Annotated in this window: 12 protein-coding genes; 11 read left to right on the top strand and 1 reads right to left on the bottom strand. The window is 45.3% G+C overall.

Annotated elements, in window-relative coordinates:
* Position 1: 1 nt before the first annotated feature.
* A complete protein-coding gene (locus D7Y06_RS10870; RefSeq protein WP_120407815.1) occupies positions 2-1,258 on the bottom strand; it encodes a ferritin family protein in 1,257 nt (418 codons plus the stop codon).
* A gap of 121 nt (positions 1,259-1,379) precedes the next feature.
* On the opposite strand from D7Y06_RS10870, the gene D7Y06_RS10865 reads away from it, so the two are divergent.
* The 11 genes from D7Y06_RS10865 (at position 1,380) to mreC (ending at position 14,929) form a co-directional block, all read left to right on the top strand.
* Positions 1,380-1,598 (top strand): hypothetical protein, encoded by a 219-nt coding sequence (locus tag D7Y06_RS10865; protein ID WP_120407814.1) that lies wholly within the window; start codon positions 1,380-1,382, stop codon positions 1,596-1,598.
* A gap of 112 nt (positions 1,599-1,710) precedes the next feature.
* On the top strand, positions 1,711-2,463 hold the full coding sequence (locus D7Y06_RS10860; protein ID WP_120407846.1) for a YdcF family protein: 753 nt from the start codon (positions 1,711-1,713) through the stop codon (positions 2,461-2,463).
* A 96-nt stretch (positions 2,464-2,559) separates the two neighbouring features.
* A complete protein-coding gene (locus D7Y06_RS10855; protein ID WP_330566431.1) occupies positions 2,560-3,786 on the top strand; it encodes an NAD(P)/FAD-dependent oxidoreductase in 1,227 nt (408 codons plus the stop codon).
* 38 nt (positions 3,787-3,824) lie between these two features.
* Positions 3,825-5,429, top strand: coding sequence for an NAD(P)/FAD-dependent oxidoreductase (locus D7Y06_RS10850; protein ID WP_120407813.1), 1,605 nt, complete (start codon positions 3,825-3,827; stop codon positions 5,427-5,429).
* Positions 5,426-8,089 carry a DNA mismatch repair protein MutS gene (gene mutS, locus D7Y06_RS10845; RefSeq protein WP_243119261.1) on the top strand — a complete coding sequence of 888 codons (2,664 nt, stop codon included), beginning with the start codon at positions 5,426-5,428 and terminating at the stop codon, positions 8,087-8,089. The genes D7Y06_RS10850 and mutS overlap by 4 nt, the downstream gene beginning before the upstream one ends.
* Positions 8,090-8,118: 29 nt before the next feature.
* On the top strand, positions 8,119-9,978 hold the full coding sequence (gene mutL, locus D7Y06_RS10840; protein WP_120407843.1) for a DNA mismatch repair endonuclease MutL: 1,860 nt from the start codon (positions 8,119-8,121) through the stop codon (positions 9,976-9,978).
* A gap of 5 nt (positions 9,979-9,983) precedes the next feature.
* Positions 9,984-10,931, top strand: coding sequence for a tRNA (adenosine(37)-N6)-dimethylallyltransferase MiaA (gene miaA, locus D7Y06_RS10835; protein ID WP_120407812.1), 948 nt, complete (start codon positions 9,984-9,986; stop codon positions 10,929-10,931).
* A gap of 17 nt (positions 10,932-10,948) precedes the next feature.
* On the top strand, positions 10,949-12,253 hold the full coding sequence (locus D7Y06_RS10830) for a methionine gamma-lyase family protein (protein ID WP_120407811.1): 1,305 nt from the start codon (positions 10,949-10,951) through the stop codon (positions 12,251-12,253).
* 66 nt (positions 12,254-12,319) lie between these two features.
* Positions 12,320-13,021, top strand: a complete 702-nt coding sequence (gene radC, locus D7Y06_RS10825) for a RadC family protein (RefSeq protein ID WP_120407810.1) — start codon at positions 12,320-12,322, stop codon at positions 13,019-13,021.
* A 12-nt stretch (positions 13,022-13,033) separates the two neighbouring features.
* On the top strand, positions 13,034-14,050 hold the full coding sequence (locus tag D7Y06_RS10820) for a rod shape-determining protein (protein WP_120407809.1): 1,017 nt from the start codon (positions 13,034-13,036) through the stop codon (positions 14,048-14,050).
* A gap of 12 nt (positions 14,051-14,062) precedes the next feature.
* The gene (gene mreC / locus D7Y06_RS10815) at positions 14,063-14,929 is read left to right on the top strand and encodes a rod shape-determining protein MreC (protein ID WP_120407808.1); all 867 of its coding nucleotides are present in this window, start codon (positions 14,063-14,065) and stop codon (positions 14,927-14,929) included.
* Positions 14,930-14,939: the final 10 nt, after the last annotated feature.

Genomic DNA, 14,939 nt, shown 5'->3' with positions numbered 1-14,939 from the left:
TTTAAGAAAATTCTTTGTATTGCCGTTTTGGGCCGCCGCACACGGGACAGTGATCGGGAATATTTTCCCCTGTCATGACACAGCCGCAGATAGGGCAGACATAAATGGAAGTTTCTGAAAAGCTTTCCATATCCGATGCTTCTTTTAAAAGCCGGGCATGAACCTTTTCCGCATGGGAGGCTCCTTGATAGGCCTGGGCTGCCAGGGGATTTTCGTGTTCTTTTGCGTATGTTTCTAAAGCTTTATAGAGGTAGGTGTATTCAAATTCCTCCCCGGGGACAAAAGTTTCCACGGACTTAGAAAACTCTTTGGGATTTTCCAGCACGGAATAAAAACTCCTTGCATGGCAGTACTCAGAGTCCGCTAAGGCTTCAAAGAGGCTGGCAATCTTGTCCATTCCCCTGCGCCTTGCCCTGTCTGCAAACATCAGATACCTCAAATGGGCCATCATTTCCCCCTGCACCGTCTCCAAAAGTTTTTCTTTTAAAATCCCGTCTTTCCGCTCTTTGCTGTAACAATCCTCCGAGAGGTTGGCAATTCTGTAATTTAATTTTCCATGTTCAAAAGAAAAATGAACAATGTGATGCTCCACGTCACAGGCCCTGATTTCACTGGAAACATCCTCAATTAAGGCTCCCCCTCCTCCGGTACAGATTAAGGGGATAGTATCCACCTCATCCACAAACCTGGAATGAACATGGCCGCAGAGCAGGTACTTTACTTTCTCTTTTTTCCCTTGATAGACAGCCTTTAATTTGTCAAATTCCTCCTCAGAAACGGAATTTGCAATAAAATGGTTGGGAACTGGGATATGGAAAGCGATGATTGCCTGATTCACTTCCTCCAGGGCGAGAACTTCCCCTAAAAGGGAAAGTCCCTCCTCATCAAATTTCCGCAGGGCATTGTCCAGAACAATAAGGGCAAAGTCCTCTGTAAGCAGGGCGTAATTTTTCTGTCCGAAATAGGTTTCATATTCCCCGGTATCATGGTTGCCCCGAAGGACGTAAACCGGGTTTTCCGCTGTTGTTTCCGTGATATCCTGTATCATTTTATAGTAGTGCTCTTTTCCCACAGGCACTAAATCTCCCGCAATAAGGGTGATATCGTCCTTTGCGCTCTCTTTTAGGGCCCCTGCGTAGACTTTCATATTGTAAGTGCCAAGGCCCTCACAGCCGGGATCCCCGATAACGCCTATGGAATGGACGTCCTTTAAACGGGTAATTTTATTTGAGATAAATTGAAATTTATTGTTTTCCATGGAAATCCTCCTTTTTAAGATAGTTTCTTCCTACACTATAAACGATTTCAGTGGAAAAAGCTACTGAAAATCGGGGGGATTTTTATAATATTGTTTGTAAATTGCCGTAAAATCAGGTAAAATGAGAAGTAGTTCAAAACCATTACAGATAAAGATTGTAAATTACGATAAATATACATTTACCTGCGGTTTAATTGAATATATGGGCAGGGACAGGAAGAGAAAACGTTCCGAGATTGTGGATTGCCTGGGACGGGAGAGATTGGAAAGAATTTACCGTTATGCGGATGTGCTGCATTGTGAACCAATTGCGAAAGCGGCGGATGAATTTATCACCTAATGTCAAATCCGGATGGGGGAATATGATAATGTTAAAAAATGCCGCTACATTGCAGAATGTTACCGCAGGCAGGAGATTCTGTGACAAAATTCTATTTTTACGGAGGAAAATCATGAGTCGGTTACATATAGTAATAACAGCAATAGGTGCAATATTTTTCCTGTGGTTTGCCCTGCCGTCTTTTGCAATTTTTAGCATCGGGAGCGTGACAGGCATGGCTTTGTCTGCTCTGGTAGTTTTTTATGGGATTTTTTATCAGAGAGTACATATTTTTTTGAACTTTTTATGGCGGAATTTTGCAGGGAAAACGGTATTGATCTGTATGTCTCTCTTTCTGCTGGTGGTGGCCCTTGTGGCTTTGTGGGAAACGGTGAAAATTGTGGGCGCAGCCATGCACCATCCCCCGGAAAATACCACAGCGGTGGTGCTTGGATGCAGTGTGAAGGGGGAACGTCCCAGCACAGTATTAAACGAGCGTTTAAAAGCGGCATATAAATATCTGTCGGAAAATGAAAAAGCCCACTGTGTCCTTTCCGGGGGACAGGGGCCTGGGGAGGATATCAGTGAGGCGGAGTGTATGTACCGCTATCTGACAGAAAAAGGGATTGGGCCGGAACGGCTGTTAAAAGAGGACAAGTCTACCAACACCAATGAAAATTTAAAATTTTCCCTGGATATTTTAAAAGAGCAGGGCTTAGAAGGGCCAATTACTATTATCACCAGCGAATTTCATGAATACCGGGCAAATGCTGCGGCGGAAAAACTGGGCATAAAGAGCTACAGCACTCCCAGCCATACTTTCTTTTTGTACCTGCCCACGTTTTATGTGCGGGAGCTCTATGGGATTTTGTATTATATGTTTTAATGTGGGAAATCTTTAAATTTTCCGTTGAATCTTTATTTTCCTTATGCTAAAATGGTTCACGTAGAATTTTGAAACCTTTCCTATGAGAAATCAGGTGTGAAATTGAAAAAAGTAATAATCATCGGCGGCGGCGCTTCCGGCATAATGGCTGCAATTTCTGCGGCAAGGAAGGGGGCAGGAGTCACCCTGTTAGAGCATATGGACCGAGTGGGGAAAAAAATTCTCTCCACCGGCAACGGAAAGTGCAATTATACCAACCGCGTACAGGATAAGAGCTGTTACAGAGGAGAAAATCCCTCCTTTGCATGGCCAGTTTTAAAGCAGTTCGGATTTGGAGATACCTTAAAATTTTTTCTGGAGCTTGGCATATACCCAAAAGAACGGGAAGGTTACCTTTACCCTGCCAGCGGACAGGCTTCCTCTGTCTTAGATGTGCTGCGCATGGAATTATCACGGCTTTCTGTAAATGTTGTGACAGGTGCTGACATAAAGGAGATAAAAAAGAACCAAAGGGGCTTTCACATAGAGACAAGCCAGAGCAGTTTCCACGGCGATGCCTGCATCATTGCCTGCGGCTTAAAAGCCTTCCCAAAATCAGGGAGTGACGGAAGCCTATTCCCACATATAGAAAAATTAGGACATACTTTCATAGATATTGTGCCTGCTTTGGTGCAGTTGAAGGCAAAACAGTCATTTTTCAAATCTATTGCAGGAATTCGGTCGGATATTTCCGTGGAATTATATGTAAATCAAAAGCTTATTGCAAGGGACAGGGGAGAAGTACAGCTTACGGAATACGGTATTTCCGGTATCCCGGTGTTTCAAATCAGCCGTTTTGCCGCCCGGGCCTTGGCAGAGAATAAAAATACCCAGGCAGTCTTAGATTTTACCCCTTATTTATCCATGGAGGAGCTAAAAGAAGAGCTAAATAGGCGTTTTTACCGGGAAGGGGCAAAAAAAGACTGTGAGGAAGCACTGATTGGCTTTTTTCCCAAAAAGCTGATTCCTGTCCTCTTAAAAGAATGTGAGATAGAAATCCACAAAAATGCAGGCATTCTTACGGAAAGAGAACTTAAAAAGCTTGCAGAAGAGATAAAATATATGCATATCACCATCACAGGCACGAAGGGATTTGAACATGCCCAGGTCTGCGCCGGAGGGGTGAATACGGAGGAAATAAATCCCGAAACTTTGGAGTCAAAGCTTGTAACGGGGCTTTATTTTGCCGGGGAAGTGATAGATATTGACGGCATATGCGGGGGATACAACCTGCAGTGGGCCTGGGCCAGCGGCTATGTGGCAGGCCTTCACGGGGCAGAGTAAACTCCGGTGACAATGAATGAAAGTATAAAGAGTGTAAAATGATAGAAATACAACAATTAAAACTTCCAATTACACATGACAGCCGGCATTTAAAAGAAAAAGTCTGCCGGATGCTTAATATAAAAGAAGAGCAGCTTTTGTCCCTGGAAATCCTAAGGCAGTCCATTGATGCCAGGAAAAAACAGGAAATTTCTTACGTGTATACCCTTCTGGCAGAGACGGAAAAGGAAGAGAAGGTTTATAAAAAGCAGAACCATAAAAATATTTCCCTGGCGGAGAAAAAAGAATATGTTTTTCCCGTCCCCGGAAAGGAAAAATTAAATAATTCCCCTGTCATTGTGGGAAGCGGCCCGGCAGGGCTTTTTTGCGGTTATCTCCTTGCAAAAATGGGATATTGCCCTATTATTTTAGAGCGGGGAGGAAAAATAGAAGAGCGGAGGAAAGATGTCTCCCTTTTCTGGGAAACAGGCGTCTTAAATACAGAGTCAAACGTATCCTTCGGGGAAGGCGGGGCTGGAACTTTTTCCGACGGGAAATTAAATACCCTGGTAAAAGATAAATCAGGGAGAAACCGGAAAGTCCTTGAGATTTTTATGGATCACGGCGCCCCGAAAGAGATTGCCTATGAGGCAAAACCCCATATTGGCACAGACAAATTGTCCCAGGTCATCCCTGCCATCCGAAAAGATATTGAAAACATGGGGGGAAGATTTCTTTTTCACACCTGTATGACAGATATCCGCACAGAGAATGGGAAAATCACAGGGCTCTGTATCAACCACGACACCTGGCTGGATGCTGAAATTCTGATTTTAGCCATAGGCCACAGCGCCAGGGATACCTTTGGGATGCTTTTTGACAGAAAGATCCCCATGGAGGCCAAGGCCTTTGCCCTGGGCCTTCGGGCGGAACATCCCCAGGAAATGATTAGCGTCAGCCAGCACGGTAAAGAGGCATCTGGGATTTTGCCCCCCGCCCCCTACAAGGTGACGGCAAACCTGACAAATGGGAGAGGGGTATATTCTTTTTGCATGTGCCCGGGAGGATACGTGGTCAATGCCTCTTCGGAACAGGGAAGGCTTGCGGTAAACGGCATGAGCTATTACAAAAGGGACAGTAAAAATGCAAACAGCGCCATTATCGTCTCTGTTACCCCAAAGGATTTTTTGGGGGAAGGGCCTTTGGCGGGAATTGCATTTCAGAGGAACCTGGAAAAAACAGCTTACGACTTGGGCCAGGGTAAAATTCCCCAGCAGCTATACGGGGATTTTAAGAATAAAAGGCTCTCTAAATCCTACGGGAATTTTTCTTCCTGCACAAAGGGAGATACGGCCTTTGCCCCCCTCCACACCTTGTTACCGGGAGAAATATACGCTTCTTTTATAGAGGGAATGGAAAGTTTTCCCAGGAAAATCCCGGATTTTAACCGTGAGGATGTAATTCTCTCCGGGGTGGAGAGCCGTACCTCCTCCCCGGTGCGGATTTTGCGGGATGAAAAACTGGAAAGCCCTATCAAGGGGATTTACCCCTGCGGGGAAGGGGCAGGATATGCAGGAGGAATTATGTCTGCCGCCATGGACGGCTTAAAAACAGCGGAAATGGTGGCCCGGATTTATGCACCAACAGAAAAGGATGTAACATGAAGAGAGATATAGATATGAATGAGCTGACCCCTATGATGCAGCATTACCTAAAAACAAAAGAAGAAAACCCCGGGTGTATTCTCTTTTACCGTCTGGGAGATTTTTATGAAATGTTTTTTGAGGACGCCATCACTGTGTCAAAGGAGCTTGAGATTACCCTTACTGGAAAAAGCTGCGGTTTAAAAGAGCGGGCGCCCATGTGCGGCGTCCCTTACCATGCGGTGGAAGGATATTTAAACCGTCTGGTGAAAAAGGGATATAAAGTGGCCATCTGCGAGCAGGTGGAAGACCCTAAAATGGCAAAGGGCATGGTAAAACGGGAAGTAGTGCGCATTGTCACCCCGGGAACCACCACAGATTCCCAGGCGTTAGATGAGACAAAAAACAATTATATTATGTGCGTTGTCTATTTGGCGGATAAATACGGCGTAGGGGTTGCGGATGTGAGCACCGGGGATTTTTTTGTAACGGAAGTGGACAGCGAGCGGAAACTTACGGATGAAATCTCAAAATACGCCCCATCGGAAATTGTGTGCAATGAAGCTTTTTACATGAGCGGCATTGACCTAACAGATATGGAAAACAGGCTGAACATCTGTATCAGCGCATTAGACGCCTGGTATTTTGGGGATGAGACAGCTTTTGGGATTTTAAAAGAACATTTTAAAGTACATAGCTTAGAGGGCCTTGGCCTAAATGATTTTCCCTGCGGCAGCATTGCGGCAGGCTCCCTGCTAAAATATCTCTATGAGACCCAGAAAAATTCTCTGGCCCATATGTCTGTGATTCATTCCTACACCACAGGAAAATTTATGCTTATTGACAGTTCCACCAGAAGAAATCTGGAACTGGTGGAGACTTTGCGGGAAAAATCAAAAAAAGGATCCCTCTTATGGGTTCTTGATAAGACAAAAACAGCCATGGGGGCCAGGATGCTCCGGTCTTATTTAGAGCAGCCTCTGGTGGAGAAGCAGGAGATAAAGGGAAGGCTTGACGCCATAGAAGAGTTAAACAGCCAGGCTATCACAAGGGAAGAGCTTCGGGAATACTTAAACTCCATTTACGATTTGGAACGGCTGATTACAAGAATCACCTACCAGACAGCAAACCCCAGGGATTTTATTGCATTCCGAAACTCCATCCACATGCTGCCCCCCATTAAACAACTGTTACAGGATTTTAAAAAAGGACAGTTGAAGGAAATTGCAGAGGAAATGGATACCTTGGAGGATATCTATAGCTGGATCTTTGCTGCAATAGAGGAAGATCCCCCGATTCTTCTCCACGAGGGGGGCATACTAAAAGAGGGGTACAATGAGGAGGTGGACAGGCTTCGGAAGGCGAAAACTGAAGGAAAAGCCTGGCTCGCCCAGTTAGAAGAAAAAGAGCGGGAAAAAACCGGGATAAAAAACTTGAAAATCAAATATAACAAGGTTTTCGGCTATTATCTTGAGGTGACAAATTCCTTTAAAGAACTGGTGCCGGAGTATTTTACCAGAAAGCAGACCCTGGCAAATGCGGAGCGCTTTATCACCCCGGAATTAAAGGAGTTAGAGGATGTGATTTTAGGGGCGGAAGATAAGCTTTCCGTACTGGAATACGAGCTTTTTGCCGCTTTGCGGGAAAAGGTATCCGGGGAAGTGGCAAGAATCCAAAAGACGGCAAAAGCCGTGGCAAAGCTGGATGTCCTTTCCAGCCTTGCCTATGTGGCGGAACAGAACCATTACTGCCGTCCCAAATTAAATCAAAAGGGCACCATAGACATCAAAGGAGGCCGTCACCCGGTAGTGGAAAAAATGATTCCAAACGACATGTTTATCAAAAACGACACTTATTTAAACAACGATAAACACCGGATTTCCATTATCACCGGGCCAAATATGGCGGGAAAATCCACCTATATGCGCCAGACCGCCCTCATTGTCCTTATGGCCCAAATCGGAAGCTTTGTCCCGGCGGACTCTGCGGATATCGGCATTGTGGACCGGATTTTTACAAGGGTGGGGGCGTCGGACGACCTGGCCAGCGGACAAAGCACTTTTATGGTGGAAATGACCGAAGTGGCAAACATTTTGCGGAACGCCACAGGAAACTCCCTTTTGATTTTAGATGAAATCGGCAGGGGAACCAGCACTTTTGACGGACTGGGCATAGCCTGGGCGGTGGTGGAGCACATCAGCAACCCAAAACTTTTAGGGGCAAAAACATTGTTTGCCACACATTACCATGAGCTTACAGAATTAGAGGGCAAGCTTGACAATGTGAACAATTACTGCATTGCCGTAAAAGAAAAAGGGGAGGACATTGTATTCCTGCGGAAAATTGTCCCGGGAGGGGCGGATAAGAGTTACGGCATCCAGGTGGCAAAACTAGCCGGGCTGCCCTCCACTGTCTTAGAGCGGGCAAAAGCTATTGTGGAAGAACTAAGTGCCAATGATATCGCTGATATTGCAAAAAATATCCCGGTAAACGTCTCCGAGGTGAAAAAGAAAAAAACACTTTTAGACGAGGTGGACATGCGGCAGATGTCCCTCTTTGACACGGTAAGGGATGACGATATCATTGCGGAGCTTAGGGATGTGGATATTGGAAACTTAACCCCAGTGGAAGCCTTAAACAAACTTTATGAACTCCAGAACAAAGTAAAAAACCGATGGTAAAATCTGCCATGAAAGGAAAAGAAGCCAGCATGAAAGAAATTGCGCCGTTAAGCCAGGAAACCATAGATAAAATTGCAGCGGGGGAAGTGGTGGAACGCCCTTCCTCCGTGGTGAAAGAATTGGTGGAAAATTCCATTGACGCAAATGCCTCCGCCATCACGGTGGAAATCAAGGAGGGGGGCATTTCTATGATCCGCATTACGGATAACGGGGAGGGCATTGAAAAAGACCAGGTGCCCCTGGCATTTCTCCGCCATTCCACCAGCAAAATCAAATCTGTGGAAGATTTATTAACGGTTTCCTCCCTAGGATTTCGGGGGGAAGCCCTATCCAGCATTGCCGCAGTGTCCCAGGTGGAACTTATCACAAAAACCATTTCCGGGCTTACCGGCACCCGGTATGTGATAGAAGGCTCAAAAGAAATTTCATTAGAGGAAATCGGGGCGCCGGAGGGCACCACATTTATTGTGCGGAATCTCTTTTACAATACTCCCGCCAGGCGGAAGTTTTTAAAAACCCCCCAGACAGAGGGGGGCTATATCCACGCCCTCACCCAAAGGCTCGCCTTATCCCACCCGGAAATTTCTTTTAAACTTATTATAAATAATCAGACAAAACTCCACACTTCCGGGAATAATAATCCAAAGGATGCCATTTACCAGATTTACGGCAGGGAAATTGCCGCATCCCTTCTTGAGGTAAATGAAAAAAACAGCCTGTTTTCCGTGACAGGCTATATTGGAAAACCGGAAGTTTCCAGGGGAAACCGGGAATTTGAAAATTATTTTATCAACCAGAGATACATTAAAAGTTCCCTGGTGGCAAAAAGCATAGAAGATGCCTACAAAAATTTCCTGATGCAGCACCAGTACCCCTTTTGCCTGTTATATTTTACCTTTAGCGGGGAAATGTTAGACGTGAATGTCCACCCCACAAAAATGGAACTGCGTTTTTCCCAGAACGAAGGGATTTACCAGGCATTGCATGACTGTATCAGAGAAAGGCTTTTAAACAGGGAACATATCAGAAACGTCTCTTTGGAGGAGAGGGCAAAACCGGAAGATAAACCGGAAAAATCAAAAGAGCGCCCCCCGGAGCCCTTTGAAAAACAAAGGCTGATGCAGGAAAAGGCAGGTCAAATCGCAGCTTCTATCCGGCAGGATACGCCCTACGAACCAAAATTTGATAAATCCCCTGCCCGTTTAGGCCAAGAGAATGTGCATCCTTCCCCGGCTGTCCCAACAGATCCGAATATGTCCTGTGTGCAGGAAGAAATTCAGTATGAGGGAAAATTTTTGTCAGAGCATGGCAAAAAGCTCCACAAAATTATAGGGCATGTGTTTGACACCTACTGGCTAGTGGAATTTGAGGGAAAACTATTTATCATTGACCAGCACGCCGCCCACGAAAAAGTATTATATGAAAAGACATTAAAGCTCTTAAGAGAAAAGACCTTTACCTCCCAGATGGTCTCTCCCCCCATTGTGGTGTCCCTGGATATCCGGGAGGAGAGTGCATTAAAGAAGTTTGAAAAGGAGATTTCCGATTTTGGTTTTGACATCCGGCATTTCGGGGGAAGGGAATACGCCATCAGCGGCGTGCCGGGGAATCTCTATTCCCTGGACGCCAAACAGGTGCTCCTTGAAATTTTAGACGGCGCAGGGGAACTTAACGAATCAGAAACCCCGGATCTGGTATTGGAAAAAATAGCATCCATGTCCTGCAAGGCGGCGGTAAAAGGCAACAATGCCTTATCTTTTCAAGAGGCAAAGACTTTGATAGACGAGCTTTTGGATCTGGAAAACCCTTACTTCTGCCCCCATGGAAGGCCCACGATTATTTCCTTGACAAAACATGAACTGGAAAAAAAATTTAGAAGGATTGTGTAATCTTTATGAAAAAACCCTTAATTATTCTCACCGGCCCCACGGCAGTGGGAAAAACAGCCCTTTCCATTGCACTTGCCAAAGCGGTAAATGGCGCCGTTATCTCTGCAGATTCCATGCAGGTATACAAATATATGGACATCGGCTCCGCCAAAATTACCAGGGAAGAGATGCAGGGCGTTCCCCATTATCTCATTGATGAATTTATGCCCCAGGAAGAATTTAATATTGTGCTTTTTCAAAAGTATGCCAAATCCTACATGGAGGAAATCTATGAAAAGGGACAGATTCCCATTTTAACCGGGGGAACAGGATTTTACATCCAGTCTGTGGTATACGATATTGATTTTTCCAGGGAAGAAGCGGATAAGTCCTACCGGAAAGAATTGGAGGATTTGTCCAGGGAAAAAGGGGCTTTATGCCTTTATGAAATGTTGAAAGAAAAAGATCCTAAAGCGGCGGAAGAAATCCATCCCAACAATATAAAACGGGTGATCCGGGCCCTGGAATATTACCATGAGAATGGCGGGGAAAAAATCTCGGAACACAACAAAAAAGAGCGGGAAAAATCTTCCCCCTACAATTTTGCCTATTTTGTCCTAAATGACGAAAGGGAAAAGCTCTACCAGGCCATTGAAACACGGGTGGATGATATGATTTCCCGGGGGCTTATCGGAGAAGTGGAAAAATTAAAGAAAATGGGATGTAAAAAAGGCATGGTGTCCATGCAGGGGCTGGGCTATAAAGAAATTTTGTCTTACCTAAACGGAGAGATATCCTTAGAGGAAGCGGTTTATATTATAAAACGCGACACCAGGCACTTTGCCAAGCGGCAGCTCACCTGGTTTGGCAGGGAAAAAGATGTTATCTGGATGGAAAAGCCATCCTTTGGATATAATGAAAAGAAGATACTGGATTTTATGCTCCGCACCCTGTCAGAAAAAAATATTATATAAAGAAAAGGGAAGAGATCATGAAAGAAAATCCTATGATAATAAACCAATACGAAAAATTTGGAATTTGTAAGGAAGTCTACGCCTTTGGAAGAAAAATAGAAGAGAAGTTAAAGGACAGGTTTTTATCCTTTGACCAGACAGCGGAGTTAAATCAGTTGAAAGTCATAGCCGCCATGCAAAAACACCGGGTAAGCGCCGAGTGTTTTAACGCCACAAGCGGATATGGGTACAACGATTTGGGAAGGGATACCTTGGAAAAAGTCTACGCAGAATGTTTCCGGGGGGAGGACGCACTGGTGCGCCCCCAGATTACCTGCGGCACCCACGCCTTAGCCCTGGCCCTTATGTCAAACCTGCGGCCGGGAGATGAACTTTTATCCCCGGTGGGAAAACCCTATGACACCTTGGAAGAAGTCATCGGTATCCGACCCTCAAAAGGCTCCCTGGCGGAATACGGCATAACTTACCGTCAGGTGGATTTGCTCCCTGAGGGAAATTTCGATTATGAGGGAATACAAAAGGCCATAAATGAAAAGACGAAAATAGTGACTATCCAGCGTTCTAAGGGATATGCCGTAAGGCCAACCCTGTCCGTATCAAAAATCGGAGAGCTGATTTCCTTTATCAAAAAAATAAAACCAGGGATCATCTGCATGGTGGATAACTGCTACGGGGAGTTTGTGGAGGAAAAAGAGCCCTTGGAAGCGGGGGCGGATATGATTGTGGGCTCACTTATTAAAAATCCCGGCGGGGGCCTTGCCCCCATCGGCGGCTATATCGCAGGAAAAAAAGAGTGTGTGGAACATGCGGCTTACCGCCTGACTTCCCCCGGCCTTGGAAAAGAGGTAGGGGCCAGCCTTGGAGTAATCCAGTCTTTCTACCAGGGGTTATTTTTAGCCCCCTCCGTGGTAAACTCCGCCTTAAAAGGGGCTGTCTTTGCGGCAAATATCTACGAGGCATTGGGATTTGACGTCTTTCCAAAAGGCGGGGAAAGCCGCCATGACATTATCCAGGCAGTCACCTTCCACGAAAAAGCCCCCATGATTGCCTTCTGCCAGGGCATCCAGGCGGCGGCCCCTGTGGACTCCTATGTAACCCCTGAGCCCTGGGCCATGCCGGGGTATGACAGCGATGTGATTATGGCGGCGGGGGCATTTGTACAGGGCTCTTCCATTGAGCTTAGCGCAGACGGCCCTGTAAAGCTTCCCTATTCCGTGTATTTTCAGGGAGGGCTTACCTGGTATCACGCAAAATTTGGAATTTTAATGTCATTGCAAAAACTTTATGAGCAAAATCTTGTTAATAAAGACCTTATGTGTTAAAATATAACATAAGTGGCATTTTTAAGTGTATGATATAATCCTCCCTTGTTTTGGGAGGAACATAAAATGAAAGAACATTGTACCATCAAAGAATTGTCAGATTCTGAAAAACCATATGAAAAATTCCTGCGCTATGGAGCCAAATATCTCTCCGACGCAGAGCTTTTGGCGGTGATTATCCGCACAGGCACCTCAGGGAAAAAATCCGTAGAGGTGGCCCAGGATGTGCTAAACCGCCGGGAAAAAAATCTTTTAAACCTCTATCGGTTGAGTTTTAAAGAGCTGACGGAGATTTCCGGCATCGGAAAAGTCAAGGCAATCCAGCTAAAATGCCTGGCAGAAATTACAAGGCGAATGACAATGGCCACAAGGCTTTCCAATGTATCCTTAAACAGCGCTTCCGCAGTGGCAGCTTACTATATGGAGGCACTGCGGCATGAGGAGCGGGAAAAACTGTTACTTTGCATGTTTGATTCCCGGTGCGTGCTTTTGGGGGAGGAAGTGATTTCTGTGGGAACCATAAACGCTTCCCTGATTTCCCCAAGGGAAATTTTTAAGCTTGCACTTATGAATCAGGCAGTTTATATTATTTTACTCCACAATCATCCCAGCGGGGACCCTGTACCTAGTACCATGGACAGGCAGGTAACCCACAGGGTGGAACAGAGTGGGGAAATGCTGGGTATTCATTTATCCGACCACATCATCATTGGTGATAACAAATATTTTAGCTTTAAGGAGGAAAATCTGCTTCTTAGCGCAGATTGAAGGGAGATTTCAATGAACAATAATATTTACGGCATTGATTTGGGAACCTGTAACATGAAAGTTTTCTGTAAATCAACAGGAAAAGTGTTAAACGAAAAAAACACCATTGCTATTGTAAATAAAAATCAGATGTATGCCTACGGGGACGCAGCCTACGCCATGTATGAGAAAGCGCCGGAGAGCATTCATGTCACTTTTCCCATCGTAAATGGAGTTATTGCAGATTTTAATAATGTACAGACCATGATTTTTGATTTCCTGGAAAAAAATGCAAAGGGAAAAGTCCATGGGGCAGAGTACATTGTAGCTGTGCCAACAGATATTACAGAGGTGGAAAAAAAGGCCTTTTTTGACCTGTTTTATAAGAGCAAGACAAAGCCAAAAAATGTTCTGCTCTGTGAAAAGCCCATTGCAGACGCCGTGGGCTTAGGTCTTGACGTAAACGAGCCCACCGGCGTCATGATTGTGGACATCGGGGCGGACACCACGGAAATTTCCGTGATTTCCCTGGGAGGCCTTGTGTTAAGCGACCTTCTTCACTTTGGGGGAAACCGCATTGACGAGTCCATCATCAACCATATCAAGCGGACCTTCAATCTGGTCATTGGCCAAAAGACAGCCAAGACATTAAAAGAGACGTTGGGTTCCGGCCTTCCCGGCAGGGAGGAAACCATGGTGGTGGTGGGCAGGGACCTTGTAAGCGGCCTTCCCATTGAGCTGGAAATCAATGCCCAGACCGTATACGAAGCCATCAAGGACAATTTAAATTCCATCTGCAATTCCATAAAAATGATTTTAGAGAAAACCCCTCCGGAGGTGGCAAAAGATATTATCCACTCCGGCATCTACATCACCGGGGGCGGTTCCCAGATCCAGGCTTTGGATTCCCTATTTACCCAGATTACTAACATCCAGGTAAATACCTGTGAGAGCCCGGAGGAATCCGTGGTGCGGGGATTGATTAAAATTGTTTCCGATGAAAAATATAAACGTTTGACATTCAATATGCGCACAAGAATATTGAGATAACAGAGGAGTTATATGAAGCGAAAATCAAAATTCAAGATTCCCTCCAAGTATCTCCTGATGGGACTCACCATCATTGCGGGAACCTTAATTTATGTCAGCCTGACTATGAATCTCTCCGGAGGGCCTTTAAACACTGTGGCGGGCTATGTGTTTGTGCCCATGCAGCAGGGAATCAACCATGTGGGCTCCTGGCTTAAAGATAAAACAGACAATCTGAAAAATTTAAAAGATGTGATGTCCGAGAACCAAAAATTAAAAGAGCAGGTGCATTCTCTGACGTTAGAGTTAAATACCATAAAGCTGGAACAGTACGAGCTGGACAATTTAAGGGAGCTTTTGGATTTGGACCAGAAATATCCCAGCTATGAGAAAGTGGCGGCAAATGTTATCGGCAAAGACGCCGGAAACTGGTTTTCCACCTTTACCATTGACAAGGGCTCAAAAGATGGCATAGACGTGGATATGAATGTGCTGGCAGGAAGCGGTTTGGTGGGCATTGTCACAGACGTGGGGCCCAATTATGCCAAAATCCGCTCCATTATTGACGATACCAGCAAAATCAGCGGAATGCTTTTAACCACTTCCGACAGATGTATCGTCCACGGGGACTTACAGGAGATGAATGAAAACCAGAACATCCTGTTTAACAATTTAAAAGATTCCGACAATGAGGCAAACGTGGGGGACCCGGTGGTGACTTCCTATATCAGCGACAAATATTTGCAGGGAATCTTAATCGGTTATATCAACACGATAGAAGTGGATTCCAACAATCTTACCAAATCCGGCACCATTACGCCGGTAGTGGATTTTGAACATATTGAAGCGGTACTTGTGATACTGGACAAAAAACAGTCCGGCCAAGAGGAGAGCAAATAGAGGGAGGGCA

This window comes from Roseburia sp. 1XD42-69 (assembly GCF_003612565.1).
Lineage (GTDB): Bacteria > Bacillota > Clostridia > Lachnospirales > Lachnospiraceae > Roseburia_B.
The sequence above is the reverse complement of the archived record's forward strand: the minus strand, read 5'-3'. Positions and strand labels throughout refer to the sequence as shown.